General features: G+C 45.3%; 18 protein-coding genes and 1 other RNA gene. 10 read left to right on the forward strand and 9 right to left on the reverse strand.

Features of this window, described 5'->3' with window-relative positions; translation table 11 throughout:
* The first annotated feature begins 74 nt into the window (after positions 1–74).
* The 4 genes from bioB to bioD are packed head-to-tail and all read left to right on the forward strand — an operon-like array spanning position 75 to position 3,851.
* Positions 75–1,136: a biotin synthase BioB gene (gene bioB, locus AABA75_RS07770; RefSeq protein WP_338292038.1), complete on the forward strand. Its 1,062-nt coding sequence runs from the start codon at positions 75–77 to the stop codon at positions 1,134–1,136.
* The gene (locus tag AABA75_RS07775) at positions 1,136–2,308 is read left to right on the forward strand and encodes an aminotransferase class I/II-fold pyridoxal phosphate-dependent enzyme (protein WP_338292039.1); all 1,173 of its coding nucleotides are present in this window, start codon (positions 1,136–1,138) and stop codon (positions 2,306–2,308) included. The genes bioB and AABA75_RS07775 overlap by 1 nt, the downstream gene beginning before the upstream one ends.
* A complete protein-coding gene (locus AABA75_RS07780; RefSeq protein WP_338292040.1) occupies positions 2,305–3,165 on the forward strand; it encodes a methyltransferase domain-containing protein in 861 nt (286 codons plus the stop codon). The genes AABA75_RS07775 and AABA75_RS07780 overlap by 4 nt, the downstream gene beginning before the upstream one ends.
* Positions 3,166–3,167: 2 nt before the next feature.
* Complete coding sequence (bioD, locus tag AABA75_RS07785; protein ID WP_338294820.1) at positions 3,168–3,851, forward strand: dethiobiotin synthase; 684 nt, start codon at positions 3,168–3,170, stop codon at positions 3,849–3,851.
* A 68-nt stretch (positions 3,852–3,919) separates the two neighbouring features.
* On the opposite strand, the gene AABA75_RS07790 is transcribed toward bioD, so the two are convergent.
* Both AABA75_RS07790 and gloB read right to left on the reverse strand, forming a co-directional pair.
* Positions 3,920–5,590, reverse strand: coding sequence for a LysM peptidoglycan-binding domain-containing protein (locus AABA75_RS07790; protein ID WP_338292042.1), 1,671 nt, complete (start codon positions 5,588–5,590; stop codon positions 3,920–3,922).
* Between the two features lie 27 nt (positions 5,591–5,617).
* On the reverse strand, positions 5,618–6,379 hold the full coding sequence (gene gloB, locus AABA75_RS07795; protein ID WP_425325567.1) for a hydroxyacylglutathione hydrolase: 762 nt from the start codon (positions 6,377–6,379) through the stop codon (positions 5,618–5,620).
* A gap of 92 nt (positions 6,380–6,471) precedes the next feature.
* Between gloB and AABA75_RS07800 the strand changes: the two genes are divergently transcribed.
* Both AABA75_RS07800 and AABA75_RS07805 read left to right on the forward strand, forming a co-directional pair.
* On the forward strand, positions 6,472–7,218 hold the full coding sequence (locus tag AABA75_RS07800; protein ID WP_338292045.1) for a methyltransferase domain-containing protein: 747 nt from the start codon (positions 6,472–6,474) through the stop codon (positions 7,216–7,218).
* 82 nt (positions 7,219–7,300) lie between these two features.
* On the forward strand, positions 7,301–8,371 hold the full coding sequence (locus tag AABA75_RS07805; protein WP_338292046.1) for a methyl-accepting chemotaxis protein: 1,071 nt from the start codon (positions 7,301–7,303) through the stop codon (positions 8,369–8,371).
* Between the two features lie 33 nt (positions 8,372–8,404).
* Here AABA75_RS07805 and AABA75_RS07810 read toward each other — a convergent pair whose 3' ends face one another.
* A complete protein-coding gene (locus tag AABA75_RS07810; protein ID WP_338292048.1) occupies positions 8,405–9,082 on the reverse strand; it encodes a TMEM175 family protein in 678 nt (225 codons plus the stop codon).
* A gap of 195 nt (positions 9,083–9,277) precedes the next feature.
* Between AABA75_RS07810 and AABA75_RS07815 the strand changes: the two genes are divergently transcribed.
* Entirely contained in the window at positions 9,278–9,523 is a 246-nt protein-coding gene (locus AABA75_RS07815) for a hypothetical protein (protein ID WP_338292049.1), read from the forward strand.
* 29 nt (positions 9,524–9,552) lie between these two features.
* Positions 9,553–9,750, forward strand: a complete 198-nt coding sequence (locus tag AABA75_RS07820; protein ID WP_338292050.1) for a hypothetical protein — start codon at positions 9,553–9,555, stop codon at positions 9,748–9,750.
* A gap of 58 nt (positions 9,751–9,808) precedes the next feature.
* Here AABA75_RS07820 and AABA75_RS07825 read toward each other — a convergent pair whose 3' ends face one another.
* The 5 genes from AABA75_RS07825 to smpB form a co-directional block, all read right to left on the reverse strand.
* Entirely contained in the window at positions 9,809–10,315 is a 507-nt protein-coding gene (locus AABA75_RS07825) for a hypothetical protein (protein WP_338292051.1), read from the reverse strand.
* Between the two features lie 117 nt (positions 10,316–10,432).
* Positions 10,433–10,954 (reverse strand): hypothetical protein, encoded by a 522-nt coding sequence (locus AABA75_RS07830; RefSeq protein WP_338292052.1) that lies wholly within the window; start codon positions 10,952–10,954, stop codon positions 10,433–10,435.
* Positions 10,955–11,208: 254 nt separating this feature from the next.
* Positions 11,209–12,189, reverse strand: a complete 981-nt coding sequence (locus tag AABA75_RS07835) for a hypothetical protein (RefSeq protein ID WP_338292054.1) — start codon at positions 12,187–12,189, stop codon at positions 11,209–11,211.
* 513 nt (positions 12,190–12,702) lie between these two features.
* Positions 12,703–13,059, reverse strand: a transfer-messenger RNA (tmRNA) gene (ssrA, locus tag AABA75_RS07840).
* A gap of 192 nt (positions 13,060–13,251) precedes the next feature.
* Positions 13,252–13,731 (reverse strand): SsrA-binding protein SmpB, encoded by a 480-nt coding sequence (smpB, locus tag AABA75_RS07845; protein ID WP_338292055.1) that lies wholly within the window; start codon positions 13,729–13,731, stop codon positions 13,252–13,254.
* A 117-nt stretch (positions 13,732–13,848) separates the two neighbouring features.
* Between smpB and AABA75_RS07850 the strand changes: the two genes are divergently transcribed.
* On the forward strand, positions 13,849–14,283 hold the full coding sequence (locus tag AABA75_RS07850) for a type II toxin-antitoxin system RatA family toxin (RefSeq protein WP_338292057.1): 435 nt from the start codon (positions 13,849–13,851) through the stop codon (positions 14,281–14,283).
* Entirely contained in the window at positions 14,276–14,641 is a 366-nt protein-coding gene (locus AABA75_RS07855) for an RnfH family protein (protein ID WP_338292058.1), read from the forward strand. The genes AABA75_RS07850 and AABA75_RS07855 overlap by 8 nt, the downstream gene beginning before the upstream one ends.
* A 76-nt stretch (positions 14,642–14,717) precedes the next feature.
* On the opposite strand, the gene AABA75_RS07860 is transcribed toward AABA75_RS07855, so the two are convergent.
* Complete coding sequence (locus tag AABA75_RS07860; RefSeq protein ID WP_338292059.1) at positions 14,718–15,077, reverse strand: outer membrane protein assembly factor BamE; 360 nt, start codon at positions 15,075–15,077, stop codon at positions 14,718–14,720.
* Positions 15,078–15,142: the final 65 nt, after the last annotated feature.

Raw genomic sequence — 15,142 nt, forward strand, 5'->3', positions numbered from 1 at the left:
TCTTTAAGTTGACAAAATTACTGGCGATTTTAGACTAAGCAGGCAAAAAATAAAGAGTGCCCACAGGAATCTTCATGCTCACAAATCAACAAACGGCTTCTGAGATACGTCATAACTGGACTTTAGCGGAAGTAAACGCCTTATTTAACCTGCCTTTTAACGACCTGTTGTTCCAGGCGCAAACGGTACATCGTCAACATTTTGATCCTAATGAAGTGCAGGTGAGCACTTTGTTATCCATCAAAACCGGCGCTTGTCCCGAAGATTGCAAATATTGCCCTCAAAGTGCACGTTACGACACGGGATTGGAAAAAGAACGTTTGTTGGAAGTGGAAAAGGTCCTGGAAACTGCGCGTCATGCTAAAGCCACAGGTTCCACGCGTTTTTGTATGGGGGCCGCCTGGCGTAACCCCAAAGAGCGGGATATGCCCTATCTGGTACAAATGATTGAGGGCGTGAAGGCCCTTGGCCTGGAAACCTGTATGACCTTGGGTATGTTAAGCCGCGATCAAGCGTTGGCACTAAAACAAGCGGGTCTGGATTATTACAATCATAATCTTGATACTTCTCCGGAATTCTACGGTGAAATCATCACCACTCGAACCTATCAGGAACGTCTTGATACCCTCAGCAATGTGCGCGAAGCGGGCATGAATGTCTGTTCTGGCGGTATTGTTGGTATGGGAGAAGCCTCTAACGACCGTTCGGGCCTGTTAATGCAACTGGCTAATCTGGAGCAACACCCGGAAAGTGTGCCGATTAATATGTTGGTAAAAGTGGAAGGCACGCCACTACAAGACCAGGAGGATCTGGAGCCGTTTGAATTTGTCCGCACTATTGCCGTGGCCCGCATTATGATGCCTAAGTCTCATGTGCGTTTGTCTGCCGGGCGTGAGGCCATGAATGAGCAGATGCAGGCACTGTGCTTTATGGCTGGCGCTAACTCCATATTCTATGGCTGTAAATTGTTGACCACCCCCAACCCGGAAACTGACAAAGACTTACTGTTGTTTAAAAAGCTGGGTATTAATCCTGAAAAAGGTCGCGATTATTCAGATGAGGCTCATGAAGCCGTGTTGCGGGAAGCCGTACAAGAGCAACAGCAAGAAAAACTGTTTCACAACGCTGCGCTGTAATGCCCTTTGAGCATGTCGCCGAGGCGATCAACGCCCGGCAACAACAAAACTTGTTGCGTCAGCCTGTTACTGTGCAGGCTGTCGATGCTGCCCGGGTGCAAATAGACGGAAACTGGTACCTTAACTTTTCTGCTAATGATTACCTGGGAATGAGTCAACACCCTAAGGTGAAAGACGCCTTGCAAGGTTCCATTGCGGCGGGTTCTGGAGCGTCACCTGTGGTTACCGGGTTTAGCCAACAACATCAAGAGCTCTGTAACTACCTCTGCCAGCTGACAGGGCAAGAGAGCGCCATGTTGTTTAGCTCAGGGTTTGCAGCAAACTATGCCGTTTGTAAGACCTTGATGGATAACAGCAATGGCCTGATTTTGGCGGATAGATTAAGCCATGCTTCGTTGATTGATGGTAGTGTGTCTGCAGAAGCGCCTTTGAAGCGTTTTAAGCACAATGATATGAATCACCTGGACACCTTGTTAGCAGCGAATGCACAGCAGTATCGCGATATATTGGTGGTATCCGAGGGCATATTTAGCATGGATGGCGACATTGCACCATTTGGGACGCTTTTGCCCTTAGTGCAAAAGCACAATGCCTGGCTTATGTTGGATAATGCTCACAGTATTGGCGTGCTGGGCAGCGAGCAATTCAAAGTGCAGATGGGCAGTGAGAGCTTGAAACCACAGATCGTAATGGCTACTTTTGGCAAAGCTGTTGGAACGGGCGGAGCCTTCGTCGCAGGTTCTACAGAGCTAATTACTTACCTGCAAAATTTTGCGCGACATTACGTGTATAGCACGGCATTTTCCGCTGCTCATGCCCATGCCACTTTAACCAGTTTACGGCTTATTGAGTCGGATCTCAGTTTGAGAGAAAAGCTCAGGGCCAATATCGAGACTTTCAGAGGTACCTGCTGCCGTTATGATATTCCGGTGAGCCAATCTGAGACAGCAATTCAGCCTGTTATCATTGGTTCACCCGAGAGCACTATGGCTATTAGCCAGGGTTTACGAGAGCAAGGATTTTGGGTTTCAGGTATCCGTTATCCCACAGTACCCAAACACACAGATCGATTGCGTATTACCTTAAGTGCGTTGCATAACAAAAGTGACATCGAAGAATTGGTTCGTTGCTTATGCGTGGCACTAGATAGTGCAAAAGGAGAGCGGCAATGAACGCCTCCGCGATGCCACAATCAGTTGTAAAGACTCCACAAGCGCTCTCAGAGTCGGATATCAAACAACGCATAGCCTGTCGCTTTGGTGAGGCGGCGGCAATGTATGACGATCACGCATTAGTGCAAAAAGAAATCGCCGACCATGCCTTGTCTTTGATTGCCAATAGCAGGAACGGCCAAGCAAAGTTTGCCTATGCTATTGATATAGGATGCGGTACGGGCGCTTTTACCGGCCGCTTGCTGGAATTTGCTCACCGGGCCACGGGATTAGATTTAGCGCAAGGGATGATTCATTTCGCACAAAAGCATTATGCCCAAAAGCAGTTGAGTTGGACTGTCTCAGATGCCGAAGCGCTTCCTTTGGCAGAGCAAAGTATTGACCTCATCTACAGTAGTATGGCGCTGCAGTGGCTATCGCAGGCTGAAAAAGTGGCAAAGGAGTGTTTCCGTATTATTTCCAACACTGGGCAAGGTACCTTGGCTGTGGTGGTAGATGGGTCATTAAATGAGCTTAATTATTGTTGGCAAAGCCTTGCACAGTCATCGCCTGTGAATCGCTTTATGCCTGTCAAATCTTGGTTTAACGCCTTTAAAAATGCGGGTTTTGAGGTACAGGTGCAACAAAAACGCTTCACTTCATGGCACCAAAATATTTTTGCCGTATTGCATTCTATTAAAGATATTGGTGCGGGCGTGGTGCTCGACGCAGGCCAGCAAACCCCCTTGAATAAAACTAAACTGAAAACATTAAATTCAGTGTATAAAGACAAGTTTGGGCAAGAAAATAAGTTGCCGCTTAGTTGGCAGATTGCTTTTATCAATTTTCATAAACCTCAACCGGAGAATATAGATTGAGTGTGTTTTTTGTGACAGGTACTGATACCGAGGTAGGCAAAACCTTTATCTCTCGCACAATCATGCATATTTACGAACAAAAGCGTAAAACTTGCGTTGGCTATAAGCCTGTCGCTTCTGGTTGTGTTCTTACTTCTTCGGGTTTGCGCAATGAAGATGCACTGTGTTTGCAAGATGCCAGTACCATCAATCTTACTTATGACGAAGTCAATCCCTTTCCCTTCCAGGAGGCTGTGGCCCCGCACTTGGCGGCGCAACGAGCTGGACGAGAGATCTGCCTGCAAGGAGTCGCTGATGGTTATGAGCGCTTACTCAAGAAACAAGCTGACCTCACCATTGTGGAAGGTGCTGGCGGATGGCGCTTACCTATCGGTAACAAGCGCTTCATGTCAGAATTCGTTAAACAGTACGATATACCCGTAGTGCTTGTGGTGGGGGTGCGCCTTGGTTGTATCAACCACGCCTGCATGACGGCAGAAATCATCAAGCAGGATGGGCTAAAAATAGCTGGCTGGGTAGCGAATCACGTAGATGCAGAGATGCCGTTTTTGACCGAAAACATCAAAACTTTGAGAGAGCACCTTGATGCGCCATTTTTAGGGGAAGTGCCACTGGTTAAAAGTCCTAAAGAAGCGGCCGCTTATCTGGACATCACTCCTTTGCTGCAGTTTGATATGGTGGCCTGATTGGAATTTAATATAATAAAAAGCCCTCATCAGAGGGCTTTTTTAATTTTTTAGTTTTCTAAGCGCAATCAGGTGCGAGTCACATCTACGTAAATCTTCAGTTTTTGTCCCGGCTGCAGATACTTTTTCTTGTTCAACTGATTCCATTTAGTCAGGTCATTAATCGCGACGTTGAACTTATTGGCAATGCGGGCCAGTGAATCGCCTTTGCGCACGGTGTAGGTTACCGTTCGCATCACCGCGTTGTCGCTTTGTATTTCACTGACTTGATTCACCCAGATAACCAGTTCTTTACCGGGCTTGAGTGGGTCGGTGGGAGCCATGCCATTCCACTTGGCTAAGCTGCGCAAGTTCACATTGTATTCCCGGCTAATGTCCCACAAAGTATCACCGGATTTAACTGTGTGCTTTAACTGGTGAGTGCCGCGCTTTTTTGATTGCTTGGCTAGTAAACGCTGCTCTTCAGATAGCGAATAATAGTCCAATGACTTTAACGCCACCGGGATCATCAAGTAGTCGCCAGCACGGATAACATTACCGCGCAATTCATTCACTTGCTGTATCACATCCACTGAGGTGTGATATTTGTTCGCCAGTTTTAGCAGACTTTCTCCAGATTTAATTTTGTGCCTTACCCAATTCAAACGCTGTCGTTCGGATTTGTCACCCAGCGCTACTTCAAACTGAGCCACTTTATCGATAGGCAATAACAAGCGATGCGGACCATTTGGGTCGGTAGCCCAACGATTAAATCCCGGGTTTAATGAATGCAACTGCTCGACGGTCAGTCCTGCCCAATCGGCGGCCATAGCTAAATCGATTTGTGAGCCAATCTCCACCACTTCAGTAACGTCTTCGTTTTTCAGAGTTGGCCAATCAAAGCCCAGCTCTTCAGAGCGCATCAGCAGATCAGAAAGAGCCAATAACTTAGGTACGTAAGCTCGGGTTTCTCGTGGTAAGTCAAGGTTCCAGAAATCAGTAGGTTTGCCATTGCGTCTGTTGTGCTTAATCGCATTGCGTACACGTCCTTCACCACTGTTATAAGCGGCAAGAGCATGCAGCCAGTTGCCATCGAAAAATTTGTATAAATACTGTAGATATTTAATCGCGCCATCCGTGGATGAAATGACATCTCGACGCCCGTCAAACCACCAGGTTTGTTTAATGCCGAAGCGTTCCGCGGTACCCGGGATAAACTGCCACATACCGGCGGCACGTCCATGAGAATAGGCAAAGGGGTCGAAAGCGCTTTCCACAATAGGTAACAGCGCCAATTCCATCGGCATGTCAGCAGCTTTGAGTTTCTCTACAATATGCTTGAAAAAGGGAGCTGCGCGCTTGTTTACCCGTTGCATATAATGAGGATGTTTCCGATACCAGGCTTGCTGGTTCCAGATGCGTTTATTGTCTGGGATAGGCATGGTCAATTCGCTTCGAACTAACTGCCATAGATCCTCTTGTTCTACGGTGCCTTGCTCGGTGATTTGCTCCATTTCTGGAACGGAACTGATCAGTTCGTCAAGTTCACTCACCGGATGAATCACTTCATGAGTGCCTTCACTGTTTTCATCGCACTCAAAAGCAAGATCTGCCACATCGGGTGGGATATAGCATTCGTCAATGTATTCGGCGGCTATAAAGTCATCAGAGGATGTCTTGTCTTCAGTGAGGGGCTGCGTAAGCTGGCAACCTTGCAAGGCAAACGCAATAACTAACGGCAAGAAAATTCTATCGGTCACTAAATCGTCCTGTTTGGTAAATGCTGTTTAAAATTGGTCTTTTAGTTGCCGAATAGCGGCAAAGGCTTCCAACTCTGATTGCGGCATTTTACCTGTTTTTTGTTGAATTGCAGTGATAAATGCAGGTTCAGCAGCCCGCAGATAGGGATTGACCTGCAATTCCAAACCAATTGTGCTTGGTAATGTCGGCGTATCAGTTTTCCGAAGTGCTTGTACTCGCTCTTGATAGCGCTTTAAGGCGTTATCATCGGGTAATAAGTGCAAGGCAAAATCCAGATTTGCTTGAGTGTATTCATGGGTACAAAATACCTTGGTATCCGCGGGTAATTCGGCGTAGCGCTGGAAAACCTGGTACATTTGCGCTGGAGTGCCTTCAAACAAACGCCCACACCCTGCGGAAAACAAGGTATCACCACAAAACAGACCAACTTCTCCAAAAAAAGCGATGTGCTCTCTGGTATGACCGGGTACTTCCATTACGGTGAAATCCGTATCTAGTGAGGCAATGGTTACCTGTTCAGCTTCACTCACAGCGACATCGATGTGGGCAATTCGCTTTGACACCGGGCCATAAACAGTGACACCTGCTTGCTTGAGCCGTACTACGCCACCTATGTGATCGGGGTGGTGGTGAGTAAGCAGGATATGGGTCAGTTCAAGGTTGTTACTTTGTAGATAGCGCTCAACTGGTGCGGCTTCGCCAGGGTCAACTACCACAGCGCTATGTCCGTTGTGAAGGCACCAAATATAGTTGTCGGTAAACGCTGGGATGGGAAAAACGTTGATCATATCTTGGTCAAAAGTTCTATGGTTCTCTTTCACTTTGCCATAATATAACGTTCTTGAGTTCATACTGCTAATTTGATTTTTACGGAATTCGCTTGTTCAGACCCGCACTGCTCAACAAAAAAATAACAGCTCCTGTGTCATGGCAGGCAATGCCTCACAGCGAGGGGTTTAAAGCTGTGTATGAGCTGGAGCTCGCACCGATAATGCAGAAATGCTTTGGTTATCATTTAGTGAAGTTGGGTGAGTTAAGTCAGGCGCTAAGTCTGGATACTTGTCCAATAAAACATCAAGTTTGCCACTCTTATCACAGTAATCCGCTCGCAGGCGTAGTGGCCAAACCCACCGAATTACCCTACAAAGAAAAGAGCGTCGATGCGGTTTTGATGGCGCACGTGCTGGATTATGCCAGCGATCCTCATCATATATTGCGCGAAGTCGATCATTGCCTGATCCCAAATGGACATTTAGTGATTGTGGGGTTCAACCCATACAGCCTGGCAGGGCTGGCTAAGTATTTGCCATTTAAAAAGCAAAACCCCATACATCAAGCGCGCTTTTTCAGTCGTTCCCGAGTGAGAGATTGGTTGTCTCTGATGGGCTATCAAGTTACTGAAGAGAAACGTTTTTTGTTTTCCGAGTTATTGTTTTCCAGAGAACTGAAAAAAGCATTAAAGTGGCATCAACTGGCGCAGAAACACCTGTCTTTCTTGGCCTCGGTTTATATTCTGGTGGCAAAAAAACAAGAATTTCCACTGTCTTTGGTTAAGCCTGTGTGGAAACCCGTTCCCAAGTTTGCCGCAGTGGGGGCCAGCCTGCGGGTAAAACAAAAGAATTGTTAAAAAAGCGCTGATGTAATTAAAAAAATAGACGATATGTATTCAATAGCCGTTTATTGTTTCTAATTACACGAGAAAAGACACTATGTGGTGGTTAAATAAAAGCAACGAAGATGACCTCCTTCAAATCAAACAACTCAACAGTGAAAATCAAACTCTGAATGAACGTATCTCTCAGCTTGAAAAGCAGTTGGCCAATAGCGAAATGCTATTGCATGAAGTACAGCAGAAAGATTCGAGGGAAAACAGCCTGACCGAGAGCCTGGTTAAAGGACAAAAGCAAATTAGTAATGTGAAAGAGTTGGTGGGAGACAGTGCCAGTGCTTTATCAGCGCAAGCGTCTAATTTGAATGATACCAAAGATCTGTTTACCGGCTCAGCAGAAATGCTCGATGAAGCCGTTAATGGTTTAAGTCAGATTGATAGTATTGCAGCACAAGGTGTAACTCATGCCGGGGAGCTATCCGGCTTGGCCAGTCGTATCAGTAACTTTGTTGGCGTTATCAATTCAATCGCCGAACAAACCAACTTGTTGGCGCTGAATGCGGCAATTGAAGCTGCTCGAGCAGGGGAAAGTGGGAGAGGTTTTGCTGTCGTAGCAGAAGAAGTGCGCAATCTGGCAATGCGCTCATCGGAGTCAACTCAGGAAATCAACAACCTGGTAGAAAAAATCGAAGAAGGCACGAAAAATATCGAGACCAACATTAATGATGTCTCGGAAAAATCTCGTGTACTAGTGGAAAAAACCAGCGAAGTTAAAACCAAGGTGTCTCAGGTATTGGATATGTCTGTTGATATGCGTGACACCATTGTTACCAGTGCAGATAAAGCATTGTTAGCCATCGTACAACTGGATGTGTTGCACGTTAAAACTCAGGTCTATCAATGTTTGTCTGGTGTTGGCGGAGTTCTCCCTAACAAGGCCGATACAGAACCAGGACGTTGGATGCAAGACCAAGGACAATCAAAGTTTAGTAAGTTAAGTGAATACAAAGCCTTTGAATCAACCTTCAACAAGTTCTATGAGCAGGCAGCACAAACAATTTCTTCAGCGACGAGCGGTGTAGACGAAAGAACCTTGAATACGCTGCAAAAACTGGAGCAAAGTACTGCTGAACTAATGGTAGCTATTTTGCGCCTCGCAGCAAAACTGTAGTTGTTATTCGAATTAAAGTGCGTGCAACGTCTGTCAGTTGTTGTTGCCCTCTGGTTTGATTATTTTGTTTGCTACTTTTTTAAGAACTTTTTCGCGCAATATGAAGTTTTGTGGAAAAAGCAAAAAGTAAGTAAAGCCGGTATATCCAATCCAGTTGGAAGGTACGAGAATACACAACAGCAGTGCTAGTACACACACGCTAGCGCCACTTAACCAGATTATCGCTTCGGTTTTTGCGATTCGTGTTTCTTCATCAGAAAGTCCTATCTCTGCTGCTTTTTGGGCAGCATGGTGGAACAACCCGGCGAAAGTCAGGCTTAGCAGCAAAAAGCCCACAGCGTAGAAACCAAACAAAAAGCGCACCTGCCAGGTGGCTTCAAAGTCCATATCGAAGGGGAACCAGCCTTGCGACAAGAAGCCCATCAGGCCTTGCATCATTAAACGCAATGGATAGATGTATACCAGCACCAGAAACACCAACAGGCAACTTAATACGATGGTGCGGGTATCCTCCAGACCGTATTTGCGACACCAGCTGGCATGTTCATGCCAGATCCAGGCGAGTATCGCGAAACTGGCCGCAAAAGCTGGAATATTTTTCGCCGCGCCTTGTAACTCTTCAAAATTACTTGGAATGGAGTCCACCGAAATCACCAACATCGATACCGCGAAGGCAAAAGCCGCCGCTACAAAGGTTTCGATACGATTCATTTGTTCACCCGGAAGTGCGCTCATATTGCTATATCTTACTGCTTGGATTGGAACTTAGTGTGCCATAGGTTTTCGGGATGGGGTAGGGTAAAAAATCTGGCTACAAGATTTTTGGTTGTTGCCAAGCTATTTCACATCGGGTTCAGCTGTTTAATTTAAGGTATTAAAATTATCAAATACATAAAAGGATGACAAATGAGAGCATTGGCCTTTGTATTAATTCTGGCAAGTGCACCCATTGTGGCCGCTGATTATCAAACTCCGGTGGAACAATTTTTTAAACTGTATCAGGCAGAAAGGAAAAACAGGGCGGTAGAGCAATTGTATTCTTTCAACCGCGACAAAAAAGACAATAGTAACGATGGTATTATTGCTTTGAAGCAGTCCATGTTACTGGAGGCCGGCGATGCACTCGGACTATTTTGGGGCACGAGTTATTAGGCAGCCATCGGGTTGGAGAGAGGTTTAAATTGCTCAGTTATTTGCCGCTCCATCAGGAAGCTCCTGTCAGGGGGGAGTTTCAGTCATACAAGCCTCAAGAACAGTGGTTACTTATTGATTTTCAAGTAGATAATAATCTGGCTATGGAGCTCAAAGACCTGCTGCGGAAAGATATCGCTGGATTTTTAGTGAAAGGCGACGTGGCTGGCCTAAGCCAGCCAAAATAGTTGTTGACCGTTTAGTTACTACTTTTGGGATACAATCCTTCGGCCTATGCAGAAATACTTAGTTGCGCGCTGCAACTTCTTCCGCTTTTGACTTTTCCCAGGCTGCGACAGAACTTTGGTATTTCACCAGCAATTCAAGTAGTTCTGGATTCCTTTCGATTACTTTGGCAACGGCATTCATTGCTTCCTGGCGCTCTTTGCCAACCAAGGCTTCCACTTGTTCTAAGGTGAGAGGGGGCCCGCCACTTTCACGGGCTTTTTGGGTTTCGAAGGCCATGCGAGCCCTAACAAAGTTGGGCAGGCACCGCTTTTGTTTCAAGTTGGTGCCAATCTGGCTCTCTCTTTGGCAACTTACTTTATACCTGTCATCTTTTAGTTGTTTATTAACTTGATCATATAGATCAATTTCTGCCTGTTGCATTGCAGAGTAAAAGTACATGGGCGTTTTCTTACCGCGCACTTCAATACGTTCACCGTAATCTTCTTTTCCGGAGTTTTGTTGTTGTCCAATCGCTAATCCACTGGAAAACAAAGCTACAATCATTAACAGGCTATGTTTTTTCATTTCCGTTCCCTTATAGGAAAAAATTCGCATTGCTCAACTTAAGAGCAACTTAGCACGGTTTGAGAAACTTCAGGAGAGCAGGTTGATTACATACCTGCTCTGCAATTGATTAATTAACTAGTCTTTATCCGAAGCATATTGGGCTTTGACATTTTCATAGTTGGCGGCAGAGGTGTGATATTTTATAAGCAATTCAAGTAGTTTGGGATTTTCTTCAATCACTTTAGCAACAGCATTGAGAGCTTCTTCTTGCTCATCAGCCACCATCAATTCCACTTGCTCAAGGGTAGGGGGCTCGACACCATCCTCCAATGCTTTGCGCGTTTCTTCTCCCATGCGCTCTCTGACAAATTTGGGTAGACAATATTTTTTCTTTAACCGAGTCGCATTTCTCGCGACGCTGTAGGTTTCTCTTTCACAGCTGATTTTGTATTTGTCATTGGTAAGCATCTTGTTAACCTGATCATACAAATCTATCTCAGCTCTTCTCATCGCTTTGTAGTAATGGGTAGGTGTTCTCTGGCCGAGAACTTCAATTCGCTCCTCTGAATTGTCCTTTTGTTCGTTAGTCCCCTGTTGTGCAAAAGCTAATCCAGATACTAGTGCAGTAAGCAACAATAAAACGACATGCTTTTTCATCTTCCTGTTCCCTTAATGGTAAAAATTAATATCGTCGAGTGTGGTGAGTAACATAGCACGGTTTAAAAGTTTTTGGGAAGGGGTGGGAATTAGCTTAAGGAAGAATTTAGTTCTAAGCTGGTCTGACAGCGACACCTGAAAAGCGGATCACTGTCAGATAAAGTCTCAACCAGAACAAACTAAAGGAACAGAACAAAAGCCGTTTTTTAAGCTTTGCTCCGTTCCGTTTACGCCCTTTGCCGTTAGTTTGAAAACTAATTAATGCTGACTATGCTCCATTTATAACTCTTGGTCGTTGTCCAAACCTTTCTTGCGTGATGAGGCTCTGCTCCCAAGTGTGAAGATGATGCTTTACCGTTTTTCTCAAGACAAATAATGATTGAGGTATGAACGTATTTAATTATGAATCTTGCTTCTTTATCTGTGACTAGATAGGTATTTTTTGTAGCATAATATCCACCACCATGATGTTGCGTAATAGTCTTAAATCCCGCAGTCTCTCCTGATTGGAGTTTAATTTCCCACATTCCTTGGCGATGTTCGTCCCGGGGGAGTCCCCCATCGATAAACAATATTTTAAACTGCTCACAACGAGTACCTTTTACATAGCTTTGTGAAAGACAGATAAAGTCATCTTTTGAGTCAGCGGCGTATTTCATATTTCTGCCGTCTAGATTCTCGATTTTTAATGCCGCTTGTTTGAAAATGTTTTTACACCAGGAAGGGTATTTAAAGTCAAATATCGCCGTTGCGGCTTCTTCATTAGCTTGGTTGATAAACTGAAGTACGACATTGATGATTATGTTTTGCTCATTTGTCAGCCTTTCGGTTATCTTTTCTTTTAGCGACGAATTGATTAATTTCTCGTTACTCAATAGGATATTTGTCGTGTGTTGCAGTACCGTATACATACTGTAAAACTGGCACATGGTATTCGCGAAACCACCGATGTACTGGATCAGATATCCATCGCCATGTATGTTGACACTCTCATAGTGTTTCAGGAAATCATTCGCGTGTTGCGCTGCATCCGTATAATTCACAACCATAGCACCATATAAGTCCAATACCTTTGTCCAATCAGGCGTTGCAGGAGCTAGCTCAACATTTTGAATTTGTAAAAATAGTGAGTTATTTCTGCGCATCAGGACTTTAACGTCATCTTCGGTGAGGGCCTCTTGAACTAAACCATATATCCCATTTAATTTCTCATCGATTTCTTGCAACTTGTCCATAATCGCCTTTGTTGGGGAAGGTGTGAGCATCTTCACAATTGCGTTCAGCGGTTTGATAACTTTTTGGATCCCGGGAACTGGAATCAATGATGAAAGCTTTACTTCGGACTCCTGTCCTTCGCCCTTTGGGCCATCCTTCGGATGTTCAAATTCTTTCCAGAAGAATTGGTCGGCTTGATGTTCACTTGTCTCGCGTTCGTACCTAAAATTGGTCCAGGTATTCCCAATTTTTGAACGGTGCTTACCCCTTCGGGCCGTCGCAAGCGACGTACAAAATCGTTCCCTACGATTTTGTGAACCCCCTCTGCGGTCTCATTCACCAACCTGCTCAACTTTAATTACAGTGTTGGGGGGATTAACGGGGGGATTTGCAAAGTACGTCCTTGTACTTTGTCCTGCGGACCATCCTTCGGATGTCCAAATTTGTTCCAGACAAATTTGTGAACCCCCTGCGCGGGTTAGTCCCGCTCCACCAATAAAAAACCCCATACCTTTCGGTACGGGGTTTCTAATTGGTGGAGCAGGGGGGATTTGAACCCCCGTCCGCAATACCTACATCCTCGGTCCTACATGTTTAGTCTGTCTTTTATTTAACCAGTTGAACTCCGACAAACAGGATTTCTCGTGGCTGGTCTGATACGATTTCGCGGTTCACCCTCAGACGAGGTTCCCTCGCTAGTCTTTTAGTATGACCTCCCGAGCCTTCACGAAAAGACAACGGCTGAAGTGGGAGGGCCTATGCAGGTTATTAAGCTGCTAGTGCGTAGTTTTCGTCGTTTGCGACTATTTTTTTGCGGCTTTTTACGAGGCCAACCGCCCCTCGACATGCACCTTGGGTTTCGTGTATCCCGTCGAATCCTAATCTGCCCCAATTCGTTTTCTATAACCCTATATCGGCTTATAGTTAAAAAACTGGTGTAGAACGTTTGCTGTACTTAATACATAGCAACGCTGTTCGAGGTTTTCAACCCAGGCTCCGTTGATTTAGTGGCTTTAACCACAGCCCTCAACGAAAGGGGCAGGGAGATTAACACAAATCCAGGGGACTGCAAATAGCGCTCATCAGGCTTTGTGTTTCATCATCCGTTCTTTTTGACGTGCCCAATCCCGGTCTTTGATGGAATCTCGCTTGTCGTGAGTTTGTTTACCTTTGGCTAAGTGAATTTCCACTTTAACCCAGCATTTTTTCCAGTACATGGCGCTGGCAACGACGGTAAAACTCTGGCGCTCTACGCTGCCTATCAGGCGATTGAGTTCCCGGCGGTGTAACAGTAATTTTTTCGGGCGCACTGGATCGCAGATAACATGAGAAGATGCTGATTCCAGCGGTGTGATACGACAGTTCAGCAGATGCGCTTCGCCGTCTTTAACATGCACATACACGTCGGTTAGATTTACCTTACCAGCGCGGATACTTTTTATTTCCCAGCCTTGCAGAGCGACGCCTGCTTCAAACTTTTCTTCTAAGAAAAAGTCGTGGCGGGCGCGCTTATTTAACGCAATGGTGCCGGTAGTATTGGATTTGTTCTGCTTTTTTTTCATGGCCGCGTATTATACGCAGTCACAAAAAATTGTCTTCTAGTTTATAACCAGAAATGTAAACTATCGTGTTACAATTTTTTGTTTTCAAATTTAATAACAACAAGGATATGCGTCCCGATGCCAGCTGTTCACCGCAGTGCTTTGGTGCCTTTTAGCGCTGCGAAAATGTTTAACCTGGTGAATGATGTTAGCCAGTACCCCCAATTTTTGCCCGGTTGTGAAGATGCTCGTATTATCGAGCAACACGAGTCTTTGATGGTGGCATCGCTCCTGGTGTCCAAGGCTGGAGTAAGGCAATGGTTCACTACCCGCAATGAGTTAGTAAGCAACAGTGCAATTACCATGAACTTGCAGGAAGGCCCCTTTAAAAAGCTCACAGGGGGATGGCGTTTTATCGAGCTGGAAGAAAACGCCTGTAAGATAGAATTGGATCTCGATTTTGAGTTCAGTAATTCACTGGCGCAGCTTGCATTTGGCAAGGTGTTCAGTAGCCTGGCCAATAATATGGTGAAAGCCTTCACCGACAGAGCAAAGGAGGTTTATCGTGACTGAGTCTGTAAATGGTGAAAACAACGCGGCCGAAGCAACTGCGAAAGTTGAAGTGGTATTTGCATTACCAGAAAAACAAACTTTGCTGGATTTAATGGTGGTGGAGGGCTCTACGGTAGAGTCTGTAATCAAGCAATCGGGTATGCTGGAACGTTACCCTGAGATAGATTTAACAAAAAATGCAGTGGGTATCTGGAATCGCACTTGTAAATTGCAGGATGAAACTCGTGATGGTGATCGCATCGAAATATATCGCCCGCTGATTGCTGATCCTAAAGAAGCCAGACGACGCAGAGCAGAAAAAGCCAAGGAAGAAGGGCGAGCAGATAAGGTTACAGGGGGAAGAGCTAAAAAGCGCTAGCCAATCCATTCAGTGGAGGCCAGCACTGCAGAGGAGTTTCAAGACTATCAGAATGAATAAATATCTGGGCAGCCGATTAGATATCTAACGGCGTATTGAACTCTTCAGGTTGCTCGAAATCGCCACTCATTTTAGTCAGTTTATCGCCGTCGAAATGTAAGATCAGATCTTTGCGGAAGTCTTCGCCACGAGAACTCATTCCGCGCTTAAGCTTGTAAACATAGTAATAAATGTTTTCGTCGAAGCTGTCTCTCAGTACCGGTTCGCCAAGTACAAAATGCACCTGTTCTTTAGTCATACCGATACGAAGCTTATCAACATCATCCTGAATAACGTAATTTCCCTGGCCAACATCGATACGATAAATCCAGCTAGAGCATCCAGCGATACTAGTGGCTAAAACTAATGCGACGATGAGCTTCAATTTTGACTTCATGCTTACTTCTTATTCCTTAAATGGAAACTTATTCCTGATTGGAAACCGCTGTGAATCCTACTGAT

This window comes from Planctobacterium marinum, assembly GCF_036322805.1.
Lineage (GTDB): Bacteria > Pseudomonadota > Gammaproteobacteria > Enterobacterales > Alteromonadaceae > Planctobacterium > Planctobacterium marinum_A.